Source organism: Mesorhizobium sp. B4-1-3, from assembly GCF_006439355.1.
Taxonomy (GTDB): domain Bacteria; phylum Pseudomonadota; class Alphaproteobacteria; order Rhizobiales; family Rhizobiaceae; genus Mesorhizobium.
On sequence record NZ_VFTG01000002.1, the window covers coordinates 350,949 to 377,697 of the forward strand.

Here is a 26,749-nt window from a genome sequence, read left to right on the forward strand (position 1 = left end):
CCGGGGTCATTCACACCGGGATTAGCCCGCGCCATTCACGCCAGCGTCCCCTCGATCTCCGCGATCAAGCCATCAAGCGCCGCCCGCACGCTCGCGCCATCCGCCTGCTCGACGAGCAGCGTCTCCAGCGCGGACGCGCGCGCGCTGATTTCAGCGAAGCCGAATGTGCCGGCGGCGCCGGCGAGCGAATGGGCGAGGCGGACCAGCGGGTCGTTGCCGGGCAGGGGAGCAGCCTGATGCGCGATGGCCTTCAGCTCGGCGAGTTGATCGGCGCAGCGGGCGAGGAAGCGTTGGCGCAACGGGGCGAAGGGATCGTTTGGGATGAGGCTGGCTCCACCGCTAGCCCATTGTTTTTTCTGGTCGGAGTGGCAGGATTTGAACCTGCGACCCCCTCGTCCCGAACGAGGTGCGCTACCAGACTGCGCTACACTCCGTGACCAGACCGCGGGCTTATAGCTGCCGCTTTCCGATCCTGCAAGCGTCAATGACAGCACTTCTGTCGCATTTCCTTTCTTTCGCGAAGCTTGCCCGAATGGCATAGGATTTGGCTGCGAGGTAAAGGTGGGCTTAAAGGCTTTGTCGTAAGTCCAGCGCGTCGGAGCCGGACGTTTGACAAGGTCGTTCATGAGTCAGCGTATCGTCAGTTTTGTCATGAGCGGCGGCGTCGGCTCGCGGCTGTGGCCGCTGTCGCGCGAGGACAATCCCAAGCAGTTCCACGATTTTTCCGGCGACGGCTCGATGCTGGCGAAAACCTTGCGCCGCCTTGCGGCGCGGCCGCAGGGCGAGACGCCGATCTTCCTGATCGCCGCGGAGCGTCACGCCGAGCGCGTCCATGCCGACCTTGCGGGCATCGATCTCGGTGGCGGCGGGCCGCTGTTCGAGCCGACGGGCCGCAACACGGCTGCCGCGGTGGCGCTGGCCAGCCTGCGCACGCTCTCCGAATATGGCGACGAGCTTGTGCTGGTGGTCCCGTCCGATCATGAGATTTCGACGACCGCTCAGTTCTGGCAGAGCATCGAGGCAGGCGCGGCTGCGGCAAATGCCGGGCGGCTCGTGGTGTTCGGCCTCAAGCCGACCCAGCCCGAGACGGGCTACGGCTATATCGAGGTCGGGACCGGCAGGGACGGCGTCTTCGACGTCTCGCGCTTCGTCGAGAAGCCCGATCTCGCCACCGCGCAGGCCTATCTCGACGACGGCAGCTTCTACTGGAACACCGGCATCTTCCTGTTCCGCGCCGGCGCCATGCGCGACGCCTTCGCGGCCTATGAACCGAAAATCTGGCAGGCGACGGAGACCGCCTACGAGGCCGCGACCAGCGATCTGTCCGGCCTCTATATGCCGCTGGACCTTTATTCCGAGATCCCGTCGACCTCTATAGACTACGCCATCATGGAGCGCGCGAAAGACATCGCGATGGTGCCGGCCGGCTTCCGCTGGAACGATCTCGGCTCCTGGCAGTCGCTGCTGGATGTCGGCCCGTCCGATGGGCAGGGCAACGTCATCGTCGGAGACGTCGTCGCCATCGATTGCGAGAACTCCTATATCCGCAGCGAAGGTCGCCTGCTGTCGGCCATCGGCATGAAGGACGTGGCCATCGTCTCCACCGCCGATGCCACCTTCGTCGCCCCAGTGAGCCATAGCCAGCACGTCAAGAAGATCGTCGAGCAGCTGGAGAAATCCGGCCGGCTGGAGACGCGGTTCACGCCGGCGCATGACCGTGTCATCGAGAGTGGCGCCTGGCGGCGGCGCGTGCGCCACTGGCTGTTCGAGGAGACGCTGCCGCTGTGGTCGACGGTCGGCGTAGACGAGCGCCATGGCGGTTTCCACGAGGCGCTGCGCTTCGATGCCTCGCCGCTGATGAAGCCGAAGCGCATGCGCACCCAGGCGCGTCAGGTCTATGCCTTCGCGGTAGCCAAGGAGCACGGCTGGGACGGCCCGGCGGACCGGCTGATCGCGCATGGCATCGACTTCATGGCGGGGCAGGGCCGCACCGACCGCGGCGGCTGGGTGCGCACGTTCAACATCGACGGCTCGGTCGCCGATCCGGTGGAGGATGCTTACGATCATTCCTGCGTGCTTTTGGCGCTCGCCCACGCCCATATGTCGGGGCACCCCGACGCGTTACGGCTCGGCGAGGAGACGTTTTCCTTCCTCGATGCGCATCTGGAAGACGCCCGCATGACCGGCTTTCTGGAAACCTCCGACGGTGCGGAAGAACGGCGTTCCAATCCGCACATGCATCTGCTGGAGGCTTTCCTTGCCTGGCACAAGGCGACGGGCGAGCGCGCTTATCTGCGCCGCGCCGCGCGCATCATCGACCTTTTCCGCAGCCATTTCTTCGATGCCGAAAGCTGGACGTTGGGCGAATATTTCGACGAGGGTTGGAAACCGGCGGCGGGTGAGAGGCGGAGCTGGACCGAGCCCGGCCATCATTTCGAATGGGCCTCGCTGCTGGTCGATTTCGCTGCCCGCAGCGGCCAAGGCGAACTCACCGCCTTCGCCCGCAAGCTTTATGCCTCGGCCGTTGCCAACGGCCTCAACCGCGCCACCGGCCTCGCCTATGGCGCCGTTTCTCGGCAGGGCTTGCCGCTCGACACGGTCTCGCGCAGCTGGCCGCAGGCCGAGGCGATCAAGGCGGCGATCGCGCTCGACGGCTCGGGCGGGCCCGACCTCAAGCCCGAAATCGAAGCGCGCGTCGGCCGCCTGTTCCGCTGGCACATCGATCCGGCGCCGCTCGGTCTGTGGATCGACCGCATCGACGAGCGCGGCCGCTCACTGGCGACCGAGGTGCCGGCCAGCATCTTTTACCACCTGGTCTGTGCGCTGACGCAATATCTGGATGGGACGGCGGAGAGGTCTCAGTAGGGCGCCGCCACGTCCCCGGTCTCGACATAGACCGCCTTCAGCTGGGAGTAATGCGCCAGCGCGGCTAGCGAATTCTCACGGCCGATGCCGGACTGCTTGACCCCGCCGAAGGGCATTTCCACCGGCGTCAGATTGTAGGCGTTGATCCAGCAGGTGCCGGCCTGCAGTTCGGCAATCACCCGGTGGGCGCGCGGCAGGTCGCGGGTGAATACGCCGGCCGCGAGGCCGAATTCGGTGTCGTTGGCGCGCTCGATCACCTCGTCCTCGCTGTCGAATTTCAAGACGCTCATCACCGGCCCGAAAATCTCTTCGCGCGCGATCCGCATGTTATCGGTGACATTGGTGAACACAGTCGGCTCGACGAAGAAGCCGCCTTCGAACCCTTGCAGCGACGGCACGTTGCCGCCAAAGGCGAGGCTCGCGCCATCCTGCTTGCCGGCCGCGATGTAGGAAACGACCTTATCCTGCTGCGCCTTGTTGACCAGCGGCCCCATCTGCGTTTCGGGATCGAGCGGGTCGCCGATGCGGATTTTCTTGGTGCGCTCGATCAGCCGGTCGACGAAGCGGTCATGAATGCCGTTCTGCACGAAGACGCGCGTGCCGTTCGAGCAGATCTGCCCGGTGGAGTAAAAGTTGCCGAGCATGGCGCCGCCGATGGCGTTCTCGAGATCGGCGTCGTCGAAGACGATCAGCGGCGACTTGCCGCCGAGTTCCATGGTGGCGTGCTTCATCTTGGAGCCGGCGAGCGAAAGCACCTTGCGGCCGGTCAGCACCGAGCCTGTCACCGAGACCTTTGCCACGATGTCGTGCCCGATGAGGCCGGCGCCGACATCCCCATAGCCCTGCACGACGTTGAACAACCCGTCGGGCAGGCCGGCCTCCGAGTAGATCTCGGCCAGCGCCAGCGCCGACAGCGGCGTGTTTTCCGACGGCTTGAACACCATGGCATTGCCCATGGCGAGCGCCGGTGCCGACTTCCACCCCGCGATCTGGATCGGATAGTTCCAGGCGCCGATGCCGACGCACACGCCGAGCGGCTCCCTCCGCGTGTAGGCGAAGGGCCCACCAAGGTCGATCATCTCGCCGTTGAAGGCAGCGACCGCGCCGGCGAAATATTCCAGGCAGTCGGCTGCCGAAGGCGCATCCGCCACCAGTGTCTCCTGGATCGCCTTGCCGGTGTCGAGCGTCTCGATGCGGGCAAGATCGGCATTGCGCGCGCGCAGGATGTCGGCGGCCCGGCGCAGGATGCGGCCGCGCTCGACCGGCTTCAGCCGCGCCCAGGCCGGCTGCGCGGCGCGCGCGGCCTCGATGGCGAGTTCCAGAACGTTCGTCGTCGCTGAATGAAGCGTGGCGATGGTCTCGCCCGTCGCCGGATAGATCACCGGCAGCGGTGCACCGCCTTCGTCTTCAATATAGCGGCCGTTGACGTAGTGCGATGCCGTCGGTTGGGCGCGCATGGCTTTCTCCAGAACTGTTGGCCGATCGGGTCGTCTGCCTGACAATGCCCTATCGGTCCGCCACCTGCCAGCGCGGATTGATCCAGGGTTCCTGGTTGGATGGCGCCAGCGGCGTGCGACCGAGGATATGATCCGACGCCTTCTCGCCGGTCATGATCGACGGCGCGTTGAGATTGCCATTGGTCACACGCGGGAAGATCGAGGAATCGGCGACGCGCAGCCCCTCGACGCCGATCACCCGGCACTCGGGATCGACGACGGCGGTCAGGTCATCGGCGCGGCCCATCCTGCAGGTGCCGCAGGGGTGGTAGGCGCTCTCGGCGTGATCGCGGATGAAAGCATCGAGCTCGTCGTCGCTCCGCGCATGGCTGCCCGGCGAAATCTCCTTGCCGCGGAAGCCGTCGAAGGCCTTCTGGCCGAATATCTCGCGCGTCAGCCGGATACAGTGACGGAACTCGCTCCAGTCGTCCGGATGCGACATGTAGTTGAAGCGGATCACCGGCTTCGTCTTTGGATCCGGCGAGCGCAGCGTCACCGAGCCGCGCGACTTCGAGCGCATCGGCCCGACATGCGCCTGGAAACCGTGCGACTTCGCCGCCGATTTGCCGTCATAGCGCACCGCCGCCGGGATGAAGTGGTACTGGATATCCGGGTAGTCGACGCCAGCCTGCGAGCGCACGAAGGCTGCCGCCTCGAAATGGTTGGTGGCGCCGAGCCCGCTCTTGAAGAACAGCCACTGCGCGCCGATCAACGCCTTGGAAAAAGGATTTAGCACCGAGTTCAGCGTGATCGGTTTGGTCGATTCCTGCTGGATGTAGAGCTCCAGATGGTCCTGCAGATTGGCGCCGACGCCTGGCCGGTCGGCAACCACTTGGATGCCGTTTTCCTGGAGATGTGCGCCCGGGCCAATGCCGGACAGCATGAGGATCTTCGGCGAATTGATCGACGACGCCGCGACGATCACCTCACGCCGCGCCTTAACGACCTGAATTTGTTTGTTCGCTTCGATCTCGACGCCGACCGCACGTTGATTCTCGATCACCACGCGCCGCGCGAAACCCTTGAGCAGGCTAACATTCCTGCGTTTGAGAGCCGGCTTCAGATACGCGTTCGCCGCCGACCAGCGGCGGCCGCCCAGAATGGTCTGCTCCATCGGCCCGAAACCTTCCTGCTTCGAGCCGTTATAGTCGTCGGTGAGCTCGAAACCGGCCTGACGTCCGGCCTCGATGAAGGCGCCGTAGAGCGGGTTCTTGCGTGTGCCGCGCTGCACATGCAGCGGGCCGCCTTTGCCTCGCCAGCCATCCTCGCCGCCCTGGGAATCCTCCATGCGCTTGAAATAGGGGAGCACGTCGGCGAACGCCCAGCCGGCGGCACCCTGTTCGGCCCAGTGATCGAAGTCATGCGCATGCCCGCGCACATAGACCATGCCGTTGATCGAGGACGAGCCGCCGATCACCTTGCCGCGCGGGGTGGCAAGCACGCGCCCGCCGAGATGCGGCTCCGGCTCGCTGGCGAAGCCCCAATCGTAAAGGCTCATGTTGAGCGGGATCGACAGCGCCGACGGCATCTGGATCAGCGGCCCCATATCGGTGCCGCCGAACTCGATGACGATCACCGAGTGCTTGCCGTCTTCCGACAGCCGGTAGGCCATGGCCGAGCCGGCGGAGCCGGAGCCGATGATGACGAAATCCGCTTCAAGCATTGTTCATACGCGCCCATCGTTCATGTGCGAGATGAAATCGGCGAGCGAGACATTGCCGCCGGTTGCAACCACAAGGACGGTTTTCCCCGCCACATCCACCTTGCCGCCAAGAAGGGCGGCGAGCGATGCGGCACCCGAAGGCTCCAGCACCAGCTTCATCCGCTCGAAGGCGATCTTCATAGCCCGCCGCACCGAGGCGTCATCGACAGTGACGCCGCGCACACCGGCGGCGCTGACGGCCGCGAAGGGCGCGTCGCCTGGCTTGCGCGCCATCAGCCCGTCGCAGATCGATTTCGGCCCGATCGGCATCGTCTCGATCGCTCCATGCGCGAGCGACGAGCCCATGCCGTTGAAACCCTCCGGCTCGACGGCGATGACCCCGGTCTTCGGCGACAGATAGTGGAAGGCGAGCGAGACGCCGCCGATCAGTCCGCCGCCGCCGACCGAGCAGAACACCAGATCGGCATGCGCCTTCTTCATGGCCAACTGGTCGAGCGCTTCCAGTCCGGCGCCGGCCTGGCCGGCGACGATCTCCGGATCGTCGAAGGGATGGAGCAAGGTGAGGTGCTCGGTATCGGCGATCTCGCGCGCCTTTGCGGCCGCAACCTCCTCACGCGCGCGCTCGCCATGGTCGGTCAGCACCACGCGCGCGCCATAACCGGCCGTCGCGTCGCGCTTGGCGGCGGGCGCGTCGATCGGCATGACGATCGTGACCGGAATGCTCAGCGCCTGGCCGGCGGCCGCCAGTCCCTGTGCGAAATTGCCGGAGGAATAGGCCACCACGCCCTTTTTCGCTTCATCCGGCGTAAGCCGGCTCAGCCGCCAATAGGCCCCGCGCACCTTGAAGGAGCCGGCCCATTGCAGCGACTCCGGCTTGACGAAGACGCGCGCGGCGCCGGTTTCCCTGGCCAAGGCCGCGGACTCCAGGAGCGGCGTCACCTGCGTGGCCGCCGAGGTGACGGCATAGGCCTGCCTCAGGTGGTCGAGGGTAGGGACGAGAATGTCTGCCATCATTCGCCTCTCGGATACCGTTTGCTCTCTTCGAGATTGTCGAGGTTCATGTGATTGCGCATGTAGCGTTCCGACGCCTTCTGCAGGGGTTGGAACTCCCACGGGTAGTAGGCGCCGTTGCGCAGCGCCGGATAGATGACCCAGCGGCGCGCCTGGCTTTCGCGCACGGCGGCGTCGAAGCTCGCCATGTTCCAGCGCGCGCGAACCTTTTCCATGAAGGCCGAGACCAGATCGGCGTGGGCCGGGCTGGCGGCGAGATTGTCGATCTCGCGCGGATCGGCGTCGAGGTCGAAGAGCTGCGGCGGATCGAGCTCGCAATGGACGAATTTGTATTTGCCCTCGCGGATCGCCACCATCGGCGCGTAGGAGCCTTCGGCCGCATATTCCATCAGCACCGGCGCCGAGCGCTCCTTGCCGCCCGCAAGCGGCAGCAGCGATTGGCCGTCCGTCCATGGCGCTATCGCGCTCGTGTCGATGCCGGCGAGGTCGCAGAGCGTCGGCGCCACGTCGAGATTGGAGACAGGCGTCCCGATCAGCCCGGCCTCGATGCCTCTGCCGGCCATCATGAAAGGCACCCGCGCTGCGCCCTCGTAGAAGCACATCTTGAACCACAGGCCGCGCTCGCCCAGCATGTCGCCATGGTCCGAGCAGAACAGCACGATCGTGTCGTTAGCCATGCGGGTGCGCTCCAGCACCGACAGCAATTCGCCGACCTTCTCGTCGAGATAGGAGATGTTGGCGAAATAGCCGCGGCGCGAGCGGCGGATATGTTCCGGCGTGATGTCGAAACTGTCGTAGTCGGATGCCTTGTAGAGCCGCTTCGAATGCGGGTCCTGGCTGTCGTAGGGAATGAAGCCCACCTCCGGTTCCAACGCCGGGCAGTCCTCGTAAAGGTCCCAGTATTTGCGCCGCGCGACATAGGGATCGTGCGGATGCGTGAAGGAAACGGTCAGGCACCAGGGGCGCCGGTCCGCGTCATCCGAGACACGTGCGAACTCGTATAGCTTCTGCGTCGCATGGAAGGCGACCTCGTCGTCATATTCCATCTGATTGGTGATCTCGGCGACGCCGGCGCCGGTCACCGAACCCAGATTGTGGTACCACCAGTCGATGCGCTCGCCTGGCTTGCGGTAGTCCGGCGTCCAGCCGAAATCGGCAGGATAGATGTCGGTGGTGAGCCGCTCTTCGAAACCGTGCAACTGGTCGGGACCGACGAAATGCATCTTGCCGGAAAGCACCGTGTGATAGCCGGCGCTGCGCAGATGATGCGCGTAGGTCGGGATCGAGGAGGCAAACTCGGCGGCGTTGTCATAGACCTGGGTGCGCGAAGGCAGTTGCCCGCTCATGAACGAGGCGCGGCCCGGGGCGCAGAGCGGCGAGGCGGTATAGTTGTTGGCGAAGCGCGCTGAGCGCTGGGCGAGCGCCTTCAGATGCGGCGCATGCAGGAACTCGGCCGGGCCGTCCGGGAAAAGCGTGCCGTTGAGCTGATCGACCATGGCGATCAGGAAATTGGGTCGGGTCGTCAAGGCAGGCTCCGTCCGTTGAGCTTGGTTTCGAGATAGTCTTCGACGAGCGCGATCGCGGTCTGTGCGTCGGGAACGCCGTCTTTCAGCGCGCGGCGGATGTAGAGTCCGTCAATCAGCGCCGCGGTCGCTTCCGCCACGCGGTCGGCCTCGGTCCGCGGCAGGATGCCGGTCAACCCGCTCATCAGGTTCGAATGCAGCCGCCGCGCGTAAATGCGCAGTAGCCGCCGCAGTTCGGTCGACTTTTGCGCCTCGACATAGAAGGCGAGCCATGCGGCGATGATCTGAGACTGGAACTGGTCGTCGGAAAAGCTGACTGCCACGACTGCCGAGACGCGCTGGCGCGGCGTCCCGGCAAGGTTGAACGCACGCCTCGTGTCGGTGTTGAGCTCGGCGAGGATGTGCCGCATCGTCGCGAACAGCAGCTCGTCCTTGGCGCCGAAATAGTGATGCGCCAGCGCCGACGACACGCCGGCGCGGCCGGCGATCTCCGACATCGTCACGTCCAGCGATCCGCGCTCGCCGATCGCTGAAATCGTCGCATCGATAAGCGCCTTGCGGCGCACTGGCTCCATTCCGATTTTCGGCATTTTGGGGGTCCGGTTCGAGTTGAGATTATTTTTTATTGACGCATCAATCAATAATAATCGACAGCGGGATCAACCGATCGTGTCGTCCTGGCCCATGCCTTGGGCTGGAAAACGGTTCACTATTGAACAATATTGAATCACGTGCCGCGAAGGATCGTGCTAGGCTGCGGCGCAAATGGAGATTGCCATGACCGCATGCATCGTCGGCTGGGCGCATTCGCGCTTCGGCAAGCTCGAAGGCGAGACGCTGGAGGGCCTGATCACCAAGGTTGCCGTCGAGGCGCTCGACCATGCCGGCATCGGTCCCGACGATGTCGACGAGATCGTGCTTGGCCACTTCAACGCCGGCTTCTCGCCGCAGGATTTCACTGCCAGCCTCGTGCTGCAGGCAGATGACCGGCTGCGCTTCAAGCCGGCGACGCGCGTCGAGAATGCCTGCGCCACCGGCTCGGCAGCTGTCCGGCAAGGTATCCGCGCCATCGACGCCAACGCCGCCCGCATCGTGCTAGTGGTCGGCGCCGAGCAGATGACGACCACGCCTGGCCCCGAGATCGGCAAGAACCTGCTCAAGGCCTCCTACCTGCCGGAGGATGGCGACACGCCGGCAGGCTTTGCCGGCGTCTTCGGCAAGATTGCGCAGGCCTATTTCCAGCGCTATGGCGACCAGTCGGATGCGCTGGCCATGATCGCGGCCAAGAACCACAAAAACGGGGTCGACAATCCCTATGCCCAGATGCGCAAGGATTTCGGCTACGAGTTCTGCCGCCAGGAAAGCGAGAAGAACCCGTTCGTCGCCGGTCCGCTGAAGCGCACCGACTGCTCGCTGGTCTCGGACGGCGCGGCCGCACTTGTGCTCACCGACACCGCTACGGCGCTCAGGATGCGCCGCGCCGTCACCTTCCGCGCCAACGAGCATGTGCAGGACTTCCTGCCGATGTCGAAGCGCGACATCCTCTCCTTCGAGGGCTGCGAGCGCGCCTGGGAGCAGGCGTTGAAAAAGGCCGGCGTCACGCTCGACGACCTCTCCTTCGTCGAGACGCATGACTGCTTCACCATCGCCGAGTTGATCGAATATGAGGCGATGGGCCTGGCCAAGCCAGGCGAGGGCGCCAGACTGGCGCTGGACGGCACGACGGCCAAGGACGGCCGCCTGCCGGTCAATCCCTCCGGCGGCCTGAAGGCCAAGGGTCATCCGATCGGCGCCACCGGTGTGTCGATGCATGTGCTGACCGCCATGCAACTGACCGGCGAAGCCGGCGGCATCCAGGTGCCCGGAGCGAAGCTCGGCGGCATCTTCAACATGGGTGGCGCGGCGGTGGCCAACTACGTTTCCATTCTCGACAGGATTCGCTAGAAGCGGCCCGCATTAAAGGGGCGCGCCGCTGGGCGCGCGTGCGGGAGGCAACATGGCAAATCCGGTTCTGGTCGAAGTCACGCGCGGCGCGGTGGTCGAAAGCAGGCACCGCGGCGCGGTTTCGGTCTTCGACGCCGACGGCAACCCCGTCTGGGAGATCGGCGACACGGACCGTCCGGTGTTTCCGCGCTCCGCGGTGAAAGCGATCCAAGCGCTGCCCCTGGTCGAATCGGGCGCCGCCGACGCCTATGGCTTCGGCAACCGCGAACTGGCGCTGGCTTGTGCCTCGCATTCCGGCGAACCCGCCCATGTCGAACTGGCCGCGGCGATGCTCGCCAGGGCCGGCTTGGACAAGACCGCACTGGAATGCGGCGCGCATTGGCCATCGAACCATGCCGCCGAAATCGCGCTGGCCCGCGCCGGCGGCGTGCCCAACGCTTTGCACAACAACTGCTCCGGCAAGCATTCCGGCTTCCTCTGCACCTGCGTGCATGCCGGCATCGCGCACGCCGGCTATGTCAAGGCTGGCCATGCGCAGCAGGAGATGGTGCGCGACGCCATGCAATCCGTGACCGGCGCGGCGCACGGCGTCGACAACAGCGGCATCGACGGCTGCTCGATCCCGACCTATGCCGTCCCGTTGCAGAGTTTTGCGCTGGGCTTTGCCCGCATGGCGACGGGCAGGGGCTTTTCGCCCGAGCGCGACAAGGCTGCGAAGCGGCTGCTTTCGGCCTGCATGGCGGAGCCGTTCCTGGTCGCCGGCACCGGCAAGGCCGACGTCGCCCTGATGCAGGCCGCTCCCGGCCGCATCTTTGTCAAGACTGGCGCCGAAGGCGTCTATTGCGCGGCCTTGCCCGAGCTCGGTCTCGGCATTGCGCTCAAATGCGATGACGGTGCCGCCAGGGCGGCGGAAGTGATGATCGCCGCGGTGGTGGCGAAACTGCTGCGCGATGATGAAGCGGTAGCGGCCAGGCTCACCCAACTCGCCCATCCCGCAATCGAGAGCCGTATCGGCGCCAAGGTCGGCTTGCTGCGGCCGACGGCGGCGCTTAAATAGCACGTCGGCTCACTGACGCGCATCCGCGCGAGTGAGACTCCAGACAAGAATAATGTGCTAGTCTCCACACACAGTCGAACGGATGGTGGGTGCTGGCCATGCTGGAAGCGGACAAGGTGTTTGCCGGGTCGATCCCGGAAAATTACGATCGCCATATGGTGCCGTTGATTTTCGAGGCCTATGCCGCCGAAACCGCGCGTCGGGCAGAGTCCTTCTCACCCTTAGCCGTTTTGGAGACCGCTGCGGGCACGGGAGCCGTCACCCGCGCCCTGGCGCCGAAACTCGCTCCAGGGGCGAGCTACGCCGTCACCGACCTCAACCAACCGATGCTCGACTACGCGGCGTCGCGTCAGGGGCCTGACAGCCGCATCACGTGGCGCCAGGCGAATGCGTTGAGCCTGCCCTTCGACGATGCGTCCTTGGACCTCGTCTGCTGTCAGTTCGGCGCCATGTTCTTTCCCGACCGCGTGGTGGCCTACCGCGAGGCGAAGCGGGTTCTGAAGCCCGGCGGACATTTCCTGTTCAGCGTCTGGGATCGCATCGAGGAGAACATATTCGCCGACGACGTAACGAATGCTCTGGCAACGATCTTTCCGCACGATCCGCCGCGTTTCCTGGCGCGTACGCCGCATGGTTATCACGACAAGGATCTGATCCGAAGCGATCTAGCTGCCGCGGGGTTCTCCGACGTGACGATAGACACCCGGGCCGAGCAGAGCCGCGCATCCTCCCCGCGCGTTCCGGCCCTGGCCTATTGTCAGGGAACAGTGCTGCAATGAGATCGAGGCCAGGGAGGCCGGACGATTGGCATCCGCGACCGACTACGCCGAATCCGTGATCGCCGACAGGCACGGCCGCGGCGAAATTGCCGCCAAGATCCAGGCCCACATCATCGTCGCTGCGGCTTAACTTACTTTGTTCCGCTCGACTGTCAGATGCGCGTAGCCGGTGTCGGTTGACTGAGACAGGTCCCCGGTCACCGGGTCGGCCCAGCGCTGGCCGATGACGGCGCCGTTCTGCGCGCCGTCGATGACATTGTCCGAGATTACGGCGCTGCCGGATCCCTCGACGACTGAAACGACGATGGCGGTGCCGGCCTTGCGGATGATATTCCCCGTCGCCACGACATTGCGCAGATAGGGGCCCCAACCGAGCTGCATGCCGTAGAGCGGCGCGTTCTCGACGACATTGCCCGAGACGGTGGTGTCGGCCTCGGCACTGATGCCGACGCCGAAGCCGGGCGGATCGGCGGTGTAGGGGCCAACCGTCGTAAGGTTGCGCACGATGTTGTTAGAGCAGACCGCCATGCGGCCGCCTTCGTTGAAATTGACGATGGAGATGCCGTTGGCGGCGCCGTCGACAAGATTGTTGCTGAGGATCGCGCCTTCGAAGGAGAATTCCGAATAGATCCCGGTCTCGCCCGAGCGCGAGCAGGTGTTGCCGGTGATCTGCAGGTTGCTGGCGCTGTTGGCGCGGATCGCGGTGAAGGCGCAGTCGGCGACGACATTGCCGGAGATAATCACGTTGCCGGCGCGGAAGGCGTTGATGCCGTTGCCGTTCTGGCCGGTGCCGCCGCTGCGCGCGCCGATGCGCTGGACGCGGTTGCCGCTGACGATGGTGCCGTCTTCCGCCGCCTGCCAGCGGTGCACCAGGATGCCGCCATTGGCGCAATCGGACACGCTGTTGCCGGAAATCTCCAACCCGCCGGCCTCGACCGAATAGATGCCGGCATCCGCGGCGCCCGAAATATCGCAGCGGCCGACGCGGCCGACGGCATGCTCCAGCGCCAACCCGTTCTTGCCGCTGCCGGTCACCTGGCAATTGTCGATCACGAGATGGGCGACGCTGCGCAGGTCGAGCAGACCTTGCGTGTAGTCGGCCAGCCAGCGGTTGGCGCCGTCGAGCACCAGCCCGCTGAGCTCGATATGTTCGGCCTGTTCAGCCATCATCAGATGGCCGTTGCCGCCATAAACAATGCGCGTCGCGCCGGGCACGCCCGACAGGCGCACGCGAGCAGGCAGTTTGAGGTTCGAAACGAGATAGGTGCCGGGCGGCAGGAACACCGGCTGGTCGCGGTCGCTGGCCTCAGCCAGCATCCTGGCGAAAGCCTTGCTCTGGTCGTCGACCGCGCCCGGCTGCACGCCGATCCCGGTCGCGTCGATCGAGCCGCGCATGGCGGCCATCTCGATGCCCGGCAGTGACTTCGCCGATGCCTTGCCGGCGAAGAGGCCGGCGACGGCAAGGCCCGCGGTCCGGGCAAGCAGCGTTCGTCTGTTCAACATCGGCACAGGTCCTGGCGTTTCGTCGTGTACGTCGCAGGAATCGTGCCAGGGTGGGCTCACCGGCAAATCGCTTGTGCAGTCGCCTCGCCAAGCCTAAGTTCAGTCCATGAGCAGAGCTTTTACCCGCGAAGAAGACAGCGAAAACGCCATTGCCGGTGTCGGCGAACGGCCGATCAGCACGCATCGCAACCTAGTGACGGAGCGCGGCTTGACGATGATCGAGGACAATCTCGCCGACCTGCGCGACATTCTGGCCAAGGCCGAAAGGAAGGGCGACCGCGAACGCATCGCGGTCGTGTCGCGCGACCTGCGCTACTGGGCCGCCCGGCGCGAGACCGCGGAGCTTTCCGTGCCCGAGCCGGGCAGCGACGTGGTGCGCTTCGGCATGGGCGTGACGCTGGAAGGCGACGACGGCAAGAAGGTGCACTGGCGCATCGTCGGCGAGGACGAAGCCGACCCGTCCAAGGGCAGTATTTCCCACGTTTCCCCAATGGCCGTGGCCCTGTTCGGCAAGACGGTCGGCGAGGTCGTCACCGTCAACGGCAAGGAATGGGAAATCGTCAAGCTCTCGGACAGGGCCGAGAGCTAGAGCAATTCCAGGAAAGTGTGAGCGGTTTTCCGCCCGGAATTGCGTAAAAACAAAGAGATAGGGCGTTTCACGGTTTCCACGAAACGGTGAAACGAACTAGCAGCCAAGCCTGCTTGCCAGTTGCTGCAATTCAGCTTCATATTTGTCCATGACATCGCGAGCAGCGTTCATTTGCCGTTCGTGGTTGTCGTGGCGGATGGCCTTAGAATGAGGCCGTCGTCGGTTCAATGGTATGGAACTCATCGCCGACTTGAAGGTCCAAGCTGTCAAGCATTTGGTCTGCAGCAGGAGGGCGCCCGATCCGTCCTCAGCCTGTGGATGGTTGTCTTGAACATTATCGCGCCTTGGTTGTATCCATTCATAGAACAACCTTTCGGTCAAATCAGCAAGCCCTCATCGATCGGCCAGCAACCGATCCATCAGCCGGTTCGCCGCTTCCGGGATAACGGTCCCAGGCGGGAAGATTTCCGCAGCACCCGCCGCCAGCACCGCGTCATAATCCTGCGGCGGGATGACGCCACCGGCGACGATCAGCATGTCGCCATGGCCGAGCTTCTTCAGCGCTTCCTTGAGCTCGGGGATCAGCGTCAGGTGCCCGGCAGCCAAAGAGGAGGCGCCGATGATATCGACGTCGTGCTGCACCGCCAGCTTCGCGATCTCGTCCGGCGTCTGGAACATCGGCCCGACGGTGACGTCGAAGCCGAGATCGGCGAAGGCGCTGGCGATCACTTTCTGGCCGCGGTCATGGCCGTCCTGGCCCATCTTGGCGACCAGGATGCGCGGCTTGCCGCCGGTCTTCTTCTCGAACGCTTCGATCTTCTCCTGCAGCGGGTCGAGCGCCGGGTTGTCGCCGAGCGCGTCGCGGTAGACGCCGGAGATCGTCTGCACCGCCGCCGTGTGGCGGCCGAACACTTTTTCCAGCGCCAGCGAGATCTCGCCCACGGTGGCGTTGGCCCGTGCCGCGCGGATCGCGAATTCGAGCAGGTTCTCGTCGCCTTCGGCAGCGCGGGTCAGCGCGGCTAGCGCATCCTCCAACGCTGCGACGTCGCGAGTGCCTTTGAGCCGCTGCAGCTTCGCCAATTGCCTGGCCTTCACCTCGGCATTGTCGATCTTCAAGACATCGACGTCGACATCCGTTTGCGGCCGGTGCGCGTTGACCCCGACCAGCACCTGCTCGCCGGAATCGATGCGCGCCTGCGTGCGGGCGGCGGCTTCTTCGATGCGCAGCTTGGGGATGCCCTTTTCGATCGCCGCAGCCATGCCGCCGAGGCTTTCGACCTCCTCGATATGGGCGATCGCGCGCGCCGCCAGATCATGCGTCAGCCGCTCGACACAGGCCGAGCCGCCCCACGGATCGATCATGCGCGTGATGCCAGATTCTTTCTGCAGGATGAGCTGTGTGTTGCGGGCGATCCGCGCCGAATGGTCGGTCGGCAGCGCCATCGCCTCGTCGAAGGAATTGGTGTGCAGCGACTGCGTGTGTCCCTGCGTCGCCGCCATCGCCTCGATCATCGTGCGGGTAATGTTGTTGTAGGGGTCCTGTGCCGTCAGCGACCATCCGGAAGTTTGGCAATGGGTGCGCAACGACAGCGAGCGCTCGTCCTTCGGCGCAAAATTCTTCTTCATCAGGCTCGACCACAAGAGCCGCGCGGCCCTGAGCTTGGCGACCTCCATGAAGAAGTTCATGCCGATCGCCCAGAAGAACGAAAGCCGCGGCGCGAAGCGGTCGATGTCGAGGCCGGCGGCGACGCCGGCGCGCGCATATTCGATGCCGTCGGCAATGGTGTAGGCGAGTTCGAGGTCGGCCGTCGCTCCCGCTTCCTGCATGTGATAGCCGGAGATCGAGATCGAGTTGAACTTCGGCATGTTTTGTGAGGTGTAAGCAAAAATGTCCGACACGATCCGCATCGACGGCTTCGGCGGATAGATGTAGGTGTTGCGGACCATGAACTCCTTCAGAATGTCGTTCTGGATGGTTCCGGCGAGATCCTTCTGCGCGACGCCCTGTTCCTCAGCCGCGACGATGTAAAGCGCCATGATCGGCAGCACGGCGCCGTTCATGGTCATCGACACCGTCATCTCGTTGAGCGGGATGCCGTCGAAAAGCTGGCGCATGTCGAGAATGGAATCGATCGCCACGCCCGCCATGCCGACATCGCCGGCGACGCGCGGATGGTCGCTGTCATAGCCGCGATGCGTGGCAAGATCGAAGGCGACCGACAAGCCTTTCTGGCCGGCCGCGAGGTTGCGCCGGTAAAAGGCGTTGGATTCCTCCGCCGTCGAGAAGCCGGCATATTGCCGGATGGTCCAGGGCTGCTGGACATACATTGTGGGGTATGGGCCGCGCACGAAGGGCGGCAGCCCCGGATAGGTGTCGAGATTGGCGAGCCCCTTGAGGTCGCCCTGCGTGTAAAGATGTTTTACGGCGATGCCTTCCGGCGTCATCCGCTGGCCCTCGAGCTCGACCGGCGCGCGACGCGGCGCCGACCAGCCGATCTGGCTGAAATCCGGGATCATGATCCGGCTCCGATCGACTGATCGATGCGCACCGGAAACAGCGGCTCGCAGGTCGCAACGCCTTCGGTCAGGGCCGGACGCCGCTCCTGCGGCAGTGTCTCGACCGGGCGCTCGCTGCCGACGCGGTAAAGCGTCGTGCCGACAATGCCGCGCTCGCCCGACCGGTAGGCGCCGCTGCGCTTGGCGGCGGCAGTCTGGACGCGGTTCTGGATATAGCCCTGCTGCAGGCTGGCGAGCACGCCGCCCTCGGCCTCGATGCGCTGGAATTCTTCCCAGGCGGCAGCGCAGAGACCGTCGGTCAGCGCTTCGACCGCTCCCGAGCCGCAGGCGGGGTCGGCGACATGGCCGAGATGGCTCTCCTCGGCCATGATGAGCTGGGCGTTGCGGGCGATGCGGCGGGCAAAGCCGGCCGGCAGGCCATGTGCGATCGTGTGCGGCAGGACCGAGATCGAATCGGCGCCGCCGGTTGCCGCCGCGAAGGCCGCGATCGCCGTGCGCAGGATGTTGGTTTCCGGGTCGGCCACCGTCATCATGCGGTAGGAGGTCTCGGCATGGATGCTGGCGGTCGATGCCGGGATCGAGCAGGCTTCCTGGATGCGCGCCCAGAGCTTGCGCAACGCCCGCACCTTTGCCATCGACACGAACTGGTCCTGGTCGACGCTGAGCGCGAAGCCGATATGGGGTGCCGCATAGACCAGCGGCTGGCGCGCCTTCTCGAACATCCTGAGATAGGACACGACCGAGGCCATCATCGTGCCGAGCTCCTGCGCCTCGGTGGCGCCGGCATTGTGGAACACCCGGCCGTCGGCCTCGAGCAGCACGCCCGGCACATCCATCGAGAAGAAATGCGCCAGCGACTGCGGCATCGATTCCTGCAGCGCCTCGATCGAGGTGCGCAGCCGCCCGGCTCCGGCGAAGATCGCCGCCGGGTCGATGCCGAAGGAGAGGTTGAGCTTGGTCGGATCGGAGCGGCGTTTGCTCAGGAAAGCGAGCAGCCAATCGGCCACGGCGCGGCTCCAGGGATGCGCGTCGATGCGCACCTGCACGCGGTTGAGGGGAACGCCGTCGAGCACCCTTTCCAACGCTTCGGCGGTGCGCGGCAGGCCGTAGCCGAAGGCATTCGGCGCGCCCTCGAAGACAAGCGACAGGCCGGTGGCGCCTTGGGCGATGTCTTCCAGGGCTTGCGCGCTGGCGCGGGCGGTATCGGGATCGTCGACACGCTGGCTGACAATCCAGGGCGCGGTCGGATTTGTGCGCGGCCATGGCTCTCCGGCCGTCGAGCGTTGGCTGAGCGGCTCGATGCGGATCCCGTCATCGGTGCGGGAGACGAGCTTTTCCTCGAAGGAGCCGCCGGCGAGCGCCTTTTCCGCCAGCGCCTGCCAACGCTTGGCGTCCGGGTTCGGAAGGTCGACATCCCTGGTCAAGGCGCCGGCGCCCATCGCTCTCCTCGCTTCTCGGCCGCATCAGCCGGTTCAGCCAATCTAAGGTCAGGAACCGGATATCACAATGCGTCATCCGGCCGGTTCTTTCACGGCCAGCCAATCGATTGCCAAACATGCACGCAATCCGCAAGCGCCAACGGCCAAATTCGGTGCGCCGCAAAATCGATGCTGGGCATTGCCGCATGCGGCGGGCGTTACTATACCTCCGGGTGAAGCCCTTGAGCGGAACAGATTGCGGAGACCGGATATGGTTGACGAGACCAGCATCTTCATCGGCGCCAGCCGCAAACCCGACGATTCCTATCAGCGCGCCGAAGAGCTTTTGCTGCGCTACGGCAACCGCCATGGCCTTGTCACCGGGGCCACCGGCACCGGCAAGACGGTCAGCCTGCAGATCCTGGCCGAGGGCTTTTCGAACGCCGGCGTGCCTGTCTTCTGCGCCGACATCAAGGGTGACCTTTCCGGCATATCCATGATGGGCCAGGCCAAGGATTTCCTGGTCAAGCGCGCTGAGCAGGTGAAGCTCGATCCCTACCAGTTCCAGGAATTCCCCGTCATCTTCTGGGACCTGTTCGGCGAGCAGGGCCACCCCGTCCGCGCCACCATCTCAGAAATAGGACCGCTGCTTTTGTCGCGGCTGATGAACCTCACGGAAGCGCAGGAGGGCGTCATGAACATCGCCTTCCGCATCGCCGACGAAGAGGGCCTTCTCCTGCTCGATTTGAAGGACCTGCAGGCGCTGCTCGCTAATATCGCCGAGCGCGCCGACGAACTCAGCTCGCGCTATGGCAATGTCACCAAGCCCTCCGTCGGCGCCATCCAGCGCACGCTTCTGGTGCTCGAGAGCCAAGGCGCCGCGAACTTCTTCGGCGAGCCGGCGCTGCGCATTGCCGACATCATGCGCACCACCCGCGACGGCCGCGGCGCGATCAGCGTTCTGGCCGCCGACAAGCTGATGATGAATCCCAGGCTCTACGCCACCTTCCTGCTCTGGCTGATGTCGGAGCTGTTCGAGGAACTGCCGGAGGTCGGCGATCTCGACAGGCCGAAGCTGGTCTTCTTCTTCGACGAGGCTCATCTTTTGTTCGAGGACGCGCCGAAGGTGCTGATCGACCGGGTCGAGCAGGTGGTGCGGCTGATCCGCTCCAGGGGCGTCGGCGTCTATTTCGTCACCCAGAACCCGCTCGATATTCCCGAAAAGGTGCTGGCCCAGCTCGGCAACCGCGTCCAGCACGCGTTGCGCGCCTATACGCCGCGCGAACAGCAGGCGGTGCGCACCGCCGCAGAGACCTTCCGGCCCAACCCTGATTTCGATTGCGCCACCGCCATCACCCAGCTTGCCACCGGCGAGGCGCTGGTCTCGATGCTGGAGGACAAGGGCGTGCCGGCCATGGTCCAGCGCACGCTGATCCGTCCGCCGTCATCTCGGCTCGGACCGATCACGCCCGACGAGCGCCGCAAGATCATCGCCGAGAGCCCGGTCGCTGGCCAATACGACGAGACCGTCGATCGCGAATCGGCCTTCGAGATGCTGCAGAAGAAGGCCAAGGAGGCGCAGGACGCCGAGGCGCAGGCACAGCAGCAGAACAGCGGCGGCTCGCGCTGGACCATTCCCGGCTTCGACGATGTTTTGGGAACCGGCAACCGGCGGCCTTCCAACCGCCAGACCGTGGCCGAAGCCGCCATCAAGTCGGTGGTGCGCTCGGTCGGCTCCTCCGTCGGCCGCGCCATCGTGCGGGGCATCCTGGGGAGCTTGGCGCGCGGGCGCTAAGAGTGGGCGGCGACCGTCCGCTTCTAGACCGTCAGATCAACAGGCGACCATCCTATCGTGGCATGGCCGCCGTCGCTCACGGGTAGCTTCCGTATTTTGGGCAGGTGGGAACTGGCGCTAGCCGCCCAGGCGAATGTGCACGGCACCCCGACGCGTCAGAGGTTGTCTTTTGCTACCTCAGGACGAAAAAATCTTACTTGAGAACAAGGAGATAGCATCAGCGGCATCTAAAGTTTTCGTGAGAGAAGTTTTTCCTCACCGAACCGCAATTTCGTGAAATACCGCACGCCTCAAATCATGGCTCTTGCGTTGCTGTCGTCGGTCGGACTCCGATGGCGTTTACCAACCAGCACATGATCACGAATTGTTTTGCCTGAGGAACCGAAGACACGCGTTGAGGTTGGACCAAGGCGGGTGGGGGCTGAGCATCAGGAGGCCGTCTTGCGGCGCGACGATGATCTACCAGCCCTATTGTCGGAAGTCGCTTCCGACAGGGCTCCCTTGCTGAACGCGAAAGGCGGATTGTCGGCCAGGCACACCCATCAAATCCAGCAATTCCTGAAAGAGAATTTCTCGCGCAAGCTGTCGCTGGCGGAGATGGCGGCCGTGTGCGACTTGTCACCTTACCATTTCGCCCGCGCTTTTTCTAAGACGTTCGGCGTGTCGCCTCATCAATATGTTCTGGTTCTTCGCCTCGACCTTGCCGAAAAGCTGCTTGCCGATAGCCGCATGTCGATCACGGACATTGCCGATTCGACGGGATTTTCGAGCCAGAGCCACTTCACCACCATGATGAGGAAGTATCGCCATGTGACGCCTCAGCAGGTGCGGACAGGGCAACGCCGCTCTCGATCGGGAATTTAGATCATCCTAATTTAGTAATTATCAAGTTGAACGTCTGCTTATTTCAGCCATCTCTGAAGTAACTCACTGTTAACTAGGGATATTTTGCATAATATTTTTGAACGGAACAGCAATTTATTGGAATACCTGAATCCAAAAACATGACCTCCTGAAGCAATTCCGGCTGCCCCGGAATCGATTTGGCTGCGGGGGGACATGAGCGACGACACGGCGATTCGCCGGAGCCTTTCCGAGGAGATCGGCTACTGGCTGGAATCGGCATCGAGAACGCTTGCAAAGCGCTATGGAGATGGCGTGCCCCTCGCCAAGCAGGACATGCTGCTGGCTCACTATCTCTATGGCCTCACGGCCGTGGTTCACGCGCATGACGCGCCAGCCGCCCATCTGGCGGCGGTGCGGTCCTATCTCGAGCGGCTGATCCCGCCGGAGCGGGTTGCGGCGGCGCTCCAGGCTATCCCTGAGGCCGGTGACGTCTGGCTCGAAAACACGCTCGATCGCGTCGAGGCGATCGGGGAAAAACAAGGCCATGCGCTGCTCGCGCGTGGCGCCGACGTGATCATTCCATTTTCGAGCAGACACGCTCCGGCGGCTGGGTTGGCGGACCCGGCGACCATCGAGCGCGACCCACCAAAGGAGGCATTATCACAATGAACTTCAGGCAAGAACGTATCGCTCAGCGCGGGTCGGCCCGATTTGCCGGAAACTGGGTCTCCGGCGCTGGCGACAGCCGCTCGCTCCGGCGCCGCCTGATGGCGGCGCTGCGCAACGCGCATCGCGTGCTTGGCATGCGGCGCAGGGGGCTGGGGCTTGGCACACTCGGCGGTGGCAGGTTTCTGGCGGCGGTGCTGGGTGCAATTGCATTCGGCGGTATCGCCACGCCCGCATCGGCACAGGTTTTCGGCGGCGGCGGCACGGCAAACGGTGTGCGCGGTATCGCGTTTGGATCTGGAGCCGTGCAAAACGGAGCCGATTCAATAGCCGAGGGTACCAATGCTAGCGCGGGCAGCCAGAATGCTGTCGCGATCGGCTTCCAGTCGATCGCCTCGCAGATCAACTCCATCTATCTCGGCTCGCGGACTGTTGCGGGAACGGGTGCCACGGCCACGAGTGCCATCGGCATCGGCACGGATGTCACGGCATCCCAGGCCGACGCAATTGCCATGGGGCGTTCGTCCGTGTCGTCGGCACAATATGCGATCGCCATCGGTCTGAATGCACGTGCTACGGGTACCGGCGGCGCGATCGCATTGGGTCAAGGCACTGTCTCAAGCGGCGTCAATTCGGTCGCGCTCGGTGTAACCGCCAATGCCACTGGAGCTGGCGCAAACGCCTTGGGCACCTTCTCTCTTGCTTCTGGGGGGAACTCCACTGCCCTCGGCACCAGTTCCACGGCCAGCAACAACTATGCGACAGCCGCGGGCTGGGGATCTGTCGCCAGCGGCGCCAACTCCACTGCCGTCGGGCGTGAGGCCGCTGCCAGCGGCATAAACGCCTCTGCATTTGGGGAAGGGGCAAAAGCGGTAGCAGACAATTCTCTCGCTGCCGGCGTCAGCGCCAACGCAGGCGGAGTCGGCAGTACCGCACTCGGCATCGGCACCTCGGCCGGCGGCGCCAGTTCGGCAGCCGTGGGCTTCCAGGCCCAGGCAGCCGGTACGAATGCAATCGCCGTTGGCCCCCAGGCAAATGCATCGGCGTCAAACTCGGCAGCGTTCGGCAACGTCGCCACGGCTTCGGGTCAGTTCGCACTGGCTCTAGGCAATTCGGCCGTGTCGAGCGGCGTCGGCTCGGTCGCGGCTGGTTCTGGAGCCCAGGCGACGGACGTCTCCACCACCGCGATCGGCAACAACGCCGCGGCGGTAGCCGCCAACGCAAGTGCGCTGGGATTGGGCGCCACTGCGAGCGGTGTAGACGGCACAGCGGTCGGCAGGCAAGCCAATGCGAGCGCTCAATCGGCCATCGCCATAGGCACCAACTCCGCAGCGAGCGCCGCTGCCAGCACGGCAGTTGGCAACACCGCCGTTGCCAGCGGAATAAACGCCTCCTCATTCGGGTCTGGAGCGAAGGCGACAGGCGACAATTCCCTTGCCGCCGGCGTCAGCGCCAGCGCCGGTGGGGTAGCCAGCACCGCACTCGGCATCGGTTCCAATGCGTCAGCGCAGAGCGCCATCGCCGTCGGCAACAACGCCAAGGCCGATTCCGCCGAGGCGGTTGCCATGGGCACCAATGCGGTCGCAACCGGCGGCAAAGCGGTCTCCATCGGCTCCGGCAACACCGCCTACGGCAACGGCGCGGTTTCAATCGGCGATCCGAGCTATGCCAGCGGCACCGGCGCCTTCACCGGCGGCGCTAACAACATCGCCAACAGCGACGGCACGGCAAGCGCCACCGCCGCCAACCAGGCCGCCGGCGCAGTGGCGATCGGCAACAACAACAAGGCGATCGGGCAGGGCTCGGTCGCGCTGGGTAACGGCTCCACTGCCGGGGCTGCGGGTCTCGCAGGCAACATCGCCCTGGGCGACGGCGCGACTGCTGCGGCGAAGTCCGGAGACGTCGCCCTGGGCTCCGGCTCCGTGACTGTCGCGGCCGTGGGCACCAGCGGCACGACGATCGGCACCACGGCCTACAGCTTCGCCGGGACGGCTCCGACATCGACCGTCAGCATCGGCGCGCCGGGCGCGGAGCGGACCCTCACCAATCTCGCCGCTGGACGGCTCAACGGCGGGTCGACCGATGCTGTCAATGGTTCGCAGCTTTTCGCGACCAATCAGCAGGTGACGCAGAACACGACCGATATAAGCAATCTCAGCACGTCGCTTACCGACATCAACACCGGCGCGGGCATCAAATATTTCCACGCCAATTCGACGCTGCCCGATTCCCAGGCTCTGGGAACCGATTCCGTCGCGATCGGCCCCAATGCCGTCGCCAACAATGCGGGCGACGTGGCAATCGGCCTGAACTCCGTATCCGGCACCACGACCGTGGTCGGCGGCACGACGATCGGCGGTGTGAACTATACCTTCGCCGGCGGAACGCCGGCCGGCGCGTTCTCGGTCGGCTCGGTCGGTGCTGAACGCCAGATCCAGAACGTCGCGGCTGGGCGGTTGAGCAACTCCTCGACCGACGCAGTCAACGGCTCGCAGCTGTTCGCGACCAACCAGCAGGTGACGCAGAACACAACCGACATCGCAGCCAACACCGCCGACATCACCAATCTCGGCAACACGATCAACAACATCAGCACCGGCGGCGGCATCAAATACTTCCACGCCAATTCGACGCTCGCCGATTCCCAGGCGCTAGGGGCGGATTCCGTCGCCGTCGGCCCCAATGCGGTGGCCAATAATGCCGGTGACGTGGCGATCGGTCTGAACTCCGTATCCGGCGCCACGACCGTGGTCAGCGGCACGACGATAGGCGGTGTGAACTACACCTTCGCCGGCGGAACGCCGGCGGGCGCATTCTCGGTCGGCTCGGTCGGCGCGGAGCGCCAGATCCAGAATGTCGCGGCCGGGCGGTTGAGCAACTCCTCCACCGACGCCGTCAACGGCTCGCAGCTGTTCGCCACCAATCAGCAGGTGACGCAGAACACCACCGACATCGCTGCCAACACCGCCGATATCACCACTCTTGGCAATACGATCAACAATTTTGCCGGCGACACCTCGTCCGCCTACACGGACGCCAATGGCGAGGGCATCCGCTATGTCCGCACCAACGACACGACGCTTCCGGTCACCGACGCCTTCGCGCAAGGGATCGGCTCCTCTGCGCTCGGTTACCAGGCGACGGCATCCGCCGCCAATTCGCTGGCGCTCGGCCGCGGTACCACTGTCTCCATCACCGACGGCGTAGCGCTCGGCTCCGGCTCGGTTTCCGACCGCGCGGTGGCGCCGATATCGGGGTCGATCCTGTCCGGCACCGGTCTCATTCCCTATAACACGGCGGATATGAGCCTGCTCGGCGCCGTCTCGGTCGGCACCTCCACCTCCTATCGCCAGATCATCAACGTGGCCGACGGCACCGAGGACCAGGACGCGGTGACGCTTCGCCAGTTGAAGGGAGCGCTGAGCTCCTTCGCGGTGACGGGGACCATGTACTTCCACGCCAATTCGAGCGCCTCGGACTCGCTGGCTGTCGGTGCCGAGTCGGTCGCGATCGGTCCGCGCACCACCGTCAACGGCGACAACGGTATCGGCATGGGCAACGGCGCCATCGTCCAGCAGACGGCGCCGGGCGGCATCGCGATCGGCCAGAACGCAACATCCAACCAGGCCGACAGCATCGCCTTCGGCACGAACTCGACGGCGAACGGCGCCCAGTCCATGGCGCTCGGCGCCGGCGCCACGGCCAATGAGCCGGGCAGCGTCGCGCTCGGCGCCGGCTCGACGACCGCCGCGGCGGTCGCCACCACCGGCACGACGATCAACGGCGTCAACTACACCTTCGCCGGAACCGCTCCGACGAGCACGGTGAGCGTGGGCGATGTCGGCAAGGAACGCACCGTCACCAATGTGGCAGCGGGCCGGATCAGCCAGACTTCGACCGACGCCATCAACGGCAGCCAGCTTTACGCGACCAACCAGGCTGTCGAAGCAGTGCAGGGAAGTGTCGGCAATCTGAATGAGTTCGCCGTCCAGTATGACAAGAACCCGGACGGCACCAAGTCCAACTCGCTGACACTTGTCGGCGGCGACCTGAATGCGCCCGTCGTCATCCACAATGTCGGCGCCGGCACCGCCGATACCGATGCAGTGAACGTGCTACAGTTCAACAACGGGCTGGCGACAACGCTCGACAACTCCAAGGCCTACACCAACCAGGTGGCGGCCACCACGCTGCAGCAGGCCAATGCCTATACCGACTCCAAGCTCAGCCAGCTCAACATGGATATGGGCGAGGCTCGAGGCGAAGCGCGCCAAGCGGCCGCGATCGGCCTGGCGGCCGCTTCGCTGCGCTATGATGACCGTCCTGGCAAGCTCAGTGTGGCGGCCGGCGGTGGCTATTGGCGAGGCGAGGGGGCCGTCGCGTTTGGTGCCGGTTACACCAGCGAGGACGGGAGAGCCCGGGCAAATGTCTCTGGCACGACGGCCGGCGGACATTGGGGCGTCGGCGCAGGCGTCAGCTTTACCTTGAACTGAGTCCATTCATGGTCAGGCAAGCCAGCTCTGCTGTCGCAATCTGCATGACTTGCCTGCTCCTGTCCGGTCCGCGCGCGGCCGGGCAGGAGGCGGCCCCGCCTGCCTATCGGATAAAGCCTTCGGACGTCGCCGTGCCTCCCGGCGTGAAGCTCGGCGACTACCAACGGACCACGCGCCCATTCGAGAACTGGACCCTGATCTGCGACGAGAATCTCCAAGCCAGGAAGAAGGTTTGCAACATCAGCCAGTCCTTCGTCGACCAAAGCCAGGTCATGGTCTTCAGTTGGTCGCTCGCGGCCGACGAGAAAGGCAAACCCTTCATGATCTTGCGGACTCCCAGCCAGGCCGGCGCGGGAAGCAGGCTTTCGCTCAAGCTGGCCGGCCGCCAGCAGGCCGTCGACGTTCAGCTACAGGGCTGCGATGCGTCGGTTTGCGTCGGCTATGTGCCTGTAGGCCCGGTCCTTCGCGAGCAGATCGGCAAGGAAACCACCGTCCAGGTTTCCTATTCCCTGCCGTCGGGGGCGACCGTCAGCCTCGATGCTCCTTTCAAGGGGCTCAAGACCGCGCTTTCGACCATCAAATAG

General features: G+C 64.8%; 18 protein-coding genes, 1 tRNA gene and 1 pseudogene. 10 read left to right on the forward strand and 10 right to left on the reverse strand.

Features of this window, described 5'->3' with window-relative positions; genetic code table 11:
• Positions 1-35 precede the first annotated feature (35 nt).
• Both FJW06_RS04545 and FJW06_RS04550 read right to left on the reverse strand, forming a co-directional pair.
• Positions 36-299 carry an Hpt domain-containing protein gene (locus FJW06_RS04545; RefSeq protein ID WP_181178136.1) on the reverse strand — a complete coding sequence of 88 codons (264 nt, stop codon included), beginning with the start codon at positions 297-299 and terminating at the stop codon, positions 36-38.
• A 58-nt stretch (positions 300-357) separates the two neighbouring features.
• A tRNA-Pro gene (locus FJW06_RS04550) sits at positions 358-434 on the reverse strand.
• A gap of 190 nt (positions 435-624) precedes the next feature.
• On the opposite strand from FJW06_RS04550, the gene FJW06_RS04555 reads away from it, so the two are divergent.
• Positions 625-2,865 carry an AGE family epimerase/isomerase gene (locus tag FJW06_RS04555; protein ID WP_140748630.1) on the forward strand — a complete coding sequence of 747 codons (2,241 nt, stop codon included), beginning with the start codon at positions 625-627 and terminating at the stop codon, positions 2,863-2,865.
• On the opposite strand, the gene betB is transcribed toward FJW06_RS04555, so the two are convergent.
• The 5 genes from betB to betI are packed head-to-tail and all read right to left on the reverse strand — an operon-like array spanning position 2,859 to position 9,148.
• A complete protein-coding gene (betB, locus tag FJW06_RS04560) occupies positions 2,859-4,322 on the reverse strand; it encodes a betaine-aldehyde dehydrogenase (RefSeq protein ID WP_140748632.1) in 1,464 nt (487 codons plus the stop codon). The two genes, FJW06_RS04555 and betB, sit on opposite strands and share 7 nt — an antisense overlap.
• 49 nt (positions 4,323-4,371) lie before the next feature.
• The gene (gene betA, locus FJW06_RS04565; protein ID WP_140748634.1) at positions 4,372-6,024 is read right to left on the reverse strand and encodes a choline dehydrogenase; all 1,653 of its coding nucleotides are present in this window, start codon (positions 6,022-6,024) and stop codon (positions 4,372-4,374) included.
• A gap of 3 nt (positions 6,025-6,027) precedes the next feature.
• Positions 6,028-7,038 carry a threonine/serine dehydratase gene (locus FJW06_RS04570; RefSeq protein WP_181178137.1) on the reverse strand — a complete coding sequence of 337 codons (1,011 nt, stop codon included), beginning with the start codon at positions 7,036-7,038 and terminating at the stop codon, positions 6,028-6,030.
• Complete coding sequence (gene betC, locus FJW06_RS04575) at positions 7,035-8,561, reverse strand: choline-sulfatase (RefSeq protein ID WP_140748636.1); 1,527 nt, start codon at positions 8,559-8,561, stop codon at positions 7,035-7,037. The genes FJW06_RS04570 and betC overlap by 4 nt, the downstream gene beginning before the upstream one ends.
• Positions 8,558-9,148, reverse strand: coding sequence for a transcriptional regulator BetI (gene betI / locus FJW06_RS04580; RefSeq protein WP_140748638.1), 591 nt, complete (start codon positions 9,146-9,148; stop codon positions 8,558-8,560). Before betI ends, betC begins: the two co-directional genes overlap by 4 nt.
• Positions 9,149-9,335: 187 nt before the next feature.
• Between betI and FJW06_RS04585 the strand changes: the two genes are divergently transcribed.
• The 3 genes and pseudogenes from FJW06_RS04585 (at position 9,336) to FJW06_RS04595 (ending at position 12,468) form a co-directional block, all read left to right on the forward strand.
• On the forward strand, positions 9,336-10,502 hold the full coding sequence (locus tag FJW06_RS04585) for an acetyl-CoA acetyltransferase (protein ID WP_140748640.1): 1,167 nt from the start codon (positions 9,336-9,338) through the stop codon (positions 10,500-10,502).
• Positions 10,503-10,554: 52 nt separating this feature from the next.
• On the forward strand, positions 10,555-11,559 hold the full coding sequence (locus FJW06_RS04590; RefSeq protein ID WP_140748642.1) for an asparaginase: 1,005 nt from the start codon (positions 10,555-10,557) through the stop codon (positions 11,557-11,559).
• 98 nt (positions 11,560-11,657) lie between these two features.
• Positions 11,658-12,468: pseudogene (locus FJW06_RS04595) on the forward strand (methyltransferase domain-containing protein).
• Here FJW06_RS04595 and FJW06_RS04600 read toward each other — a convergent pair.
• Positions 12,465-13,841 (reverse strand): TIGR03808 family TAT-translocated repetitive protein, encoded by a 1,377-nt coding sequence (locus FJW06_RS04600; RefSeq protein ID WP_140748644.1) that lies wholly within the window; start codon positions 13,839-13,841, stop codon positions 12,465-12,467. The pseudogene FJW06_RS04595 and the gene FJW06_RS04600 overlap by 4 nt on opposite strands.
• A gap of 106 nt (positions 13,842-13,947) precedes the next feature.
• Between FJW06_RS04600 and greA the strand changes: the two genes are divergently transcribed.
• Positions 13,948-14,430, forward strand: a complete 483-nt coding sequence (greA, locus tag FJW06_RS04605; RefSeq protein WP_140748646.1) for a transcription elongation factor GreA — start codon at positions 13,948-13,950, stop codon at positions 14,428-14,430.
• 393 nt (positions 14,431-14,823) lie between these two features.
• Here greA and scpA read toward each other — a convergent pair whose 3' ends face one another.
• Both scpA and FJW06_RS04615 read right to left on the reverse strand, forming a co-directional pair.
• On the reverse strand, positions 14,824-16,947 hold the full coding sequence (scpA, locus tag FJW06_RS04610) for a methylmalonyl-CoA mutase (RefSeq protein WP_140748648.1): 2,124 nt from the start codon (positions 16,945-16,947) through the stop codon (positions 14,824-14,826).
• A complete protein-coding gene (locus FJW06_RS04615; RefSeq protein WP_140748650.1) occupies positions 16,944-18,386 on the reverse strand; it encodes a methylmalonyl-CoA mutase subunit beta in 1,443 nt (480 codons plus the stop codon). Before FJW06_RS04615 ends, scpA begins: the two co-directional genes overlap by 4 nt.
• Before the next feature lie 250 nt (positions 18,387-18,636).
• On the opposite strand from FJW06_RS04615, the gene FJW06_RS04620 reads away from it, so the two are divergent.
• The 5 genes from FJW06_RS04620 to FJW06_RS04640 all read left to right on the forward strand — a co-directional run bounded on the left by FJW06_RS04620 (position 18,637) and on the right by FJW06_RS04640 (position 26,749).
• Complete coding sequence (locus FJW06_RS04620; protein WP_140748652.1) at positions 18,637-20,160, forward strand: helicase HerA-like C-terminal domain-containing protein; 1,524 nt, start codon at positions 18,637-18,639, stop codon at positions 20,158-20,160.
• Between the two features lie 441 nt (positions 20,161-20,601).
• Positions 20,602-21,024, forward strand: a complete 423-nt coding sequence (locus FJW06_RS04625; RefSeq protein WP_246674522.1) for an AraC family transcriptional regulator — start codon at positions 20,602-20,604, stop codon at positions 21,022-21,024.
• Between the two features lie 195 nt (positions 21,025-21,219).
• Positions 21,220-21,675 (forward strand): hypothetical protein, encoded by a 456-nt coding sequence (locus tag FJW06_RS04630; protein ID WP_140748656.1) that lies wholly within the window; start codon positions 21,220-21,222, stop codon positions 21,673-21,675.
• On the forward strand, positions 21,672-26,165 hold the full coding sequence (locus FJW06_RS04635; RefSeq protein WP_140748658.1) for a YadA-like family protein: 4,494 nt from the start codon (positions 21,672-21,674) through the stop codon (positions 26,163-26,165). Before FJW06_RS04630 ends, FJW06_RS04635 begins: the two co-directional genes overlap by 4 nt.
• 44 nt (positions 26,166-26,209) lie before the next feature.
• Positions 26,210-26,749, forward strand: coding sequence for an invasion associated locus B family protein (locus FJW06_RS04640; RefSeq protein ID WP_246674523.1), 540 nt, complete (start codon positions 26,210-26,212; stop codon positions 26,747-26,749).

Coding starts and splice junctions, on each gene's coding strand:
- FJW06_RS04555 (WP_140748630.1), top strand. CDS start 625: ATGAGTCAGCGTATCGTCAGTTTTGTCATGAGCGGCGGCGTCGGCTCG.
- betB (WP_140748632.1), bottom strand. CDS start 4,322: ATGCGCGCCCAACCGACGGCATCGCACTACGTCAACGGCCGCTATATT.
- betA (WP_140748634.1), bottom strand. CDS start 6,024: ATGCTTGAAGCGGATTTCGTCATCATCGGCTCCGGCTCCGCCGGCTCG.
- FJW06_RS04570 (WP_181178137.1), bottom strand. CDS start 7,038: ATGATGGCAGACATTCTCGTCCCTACCCTCGACCACCTGAGGCAGGCC.
- betI (WP_140748638.1), bottom strand. CDS start 9,148: ATGCCGAAAATCGGAATGGAGCCAGTGCGCCGCAAGGCGCTTATCGAT.
- FJW06_RS04585 (WP_140748640.1), top strand. CDS start 9,336: ATGACCGCATGCATCGTCGGCTGGGCGCATTCGCGCTTCGGCAAGCTC.
- FJW06_RS04590 (WP_140748642.1), top strand. CDS start 10,555: ATGGCAAATCCGGTTCTGGTCGAAGTCACGCGCGGCGCGGTGGTCGAA.
- FJW06_RS04600 (WP_140748644.1), bottom strand. CDS start 13,841: ATGTTGAACAGACGAACGCTGCTTGCCCGGACCGCGGGCCTTGCCGTC.
- greA (WP_140748646.1), top strand. CDS start 13,948: ATGAGCAGAGCTTTTACCCGCGAAGAAGACAGCGAAAACGCCATTGCC.
- scpA (WP_140748648.1), bottom strand. CDS start 16,947: ATGATCCCGGATTTCAGCCAGATCGGCTGGTCGGCGCCGCGTCGCGCG.
- FJW06_RS04615 (WP_140748650.1), bottom strand. CDS start 18,386: ATGGGCGCCGGCGCCTTGACCAGGGATGTCGACCTTCCGAACCCGGAC.
- FJW06_RS04620 (WP_140748652.1), top strand. CDS start 18,637: ATGGTTGACGAGACCAGCATCTTCATCGGCGCCAGCCGCAAACCCGAC.
- FJW06_RS04630 (WP_140748656.1), top strand. CDS start 21,220: ATGAGCGACGACACGGCGATTCGCCGGAGCCTTTCCGAGGAGATCGGC.
- FJW06_RS04635 (WP_140748658.1), top strand. CDS start 21,672: ATGAACTTCAGGCAAGAACGTATCGCTCAGCGCGGGTCGGCCCGATTT.
- FJW06_RS04640 (WP_246674523.1), top strand. CDS start 26,210: ATGACTTGCCTGCTCCTGTCCGGTCCGCGCGCGGCCGGGCAGGAGGCG.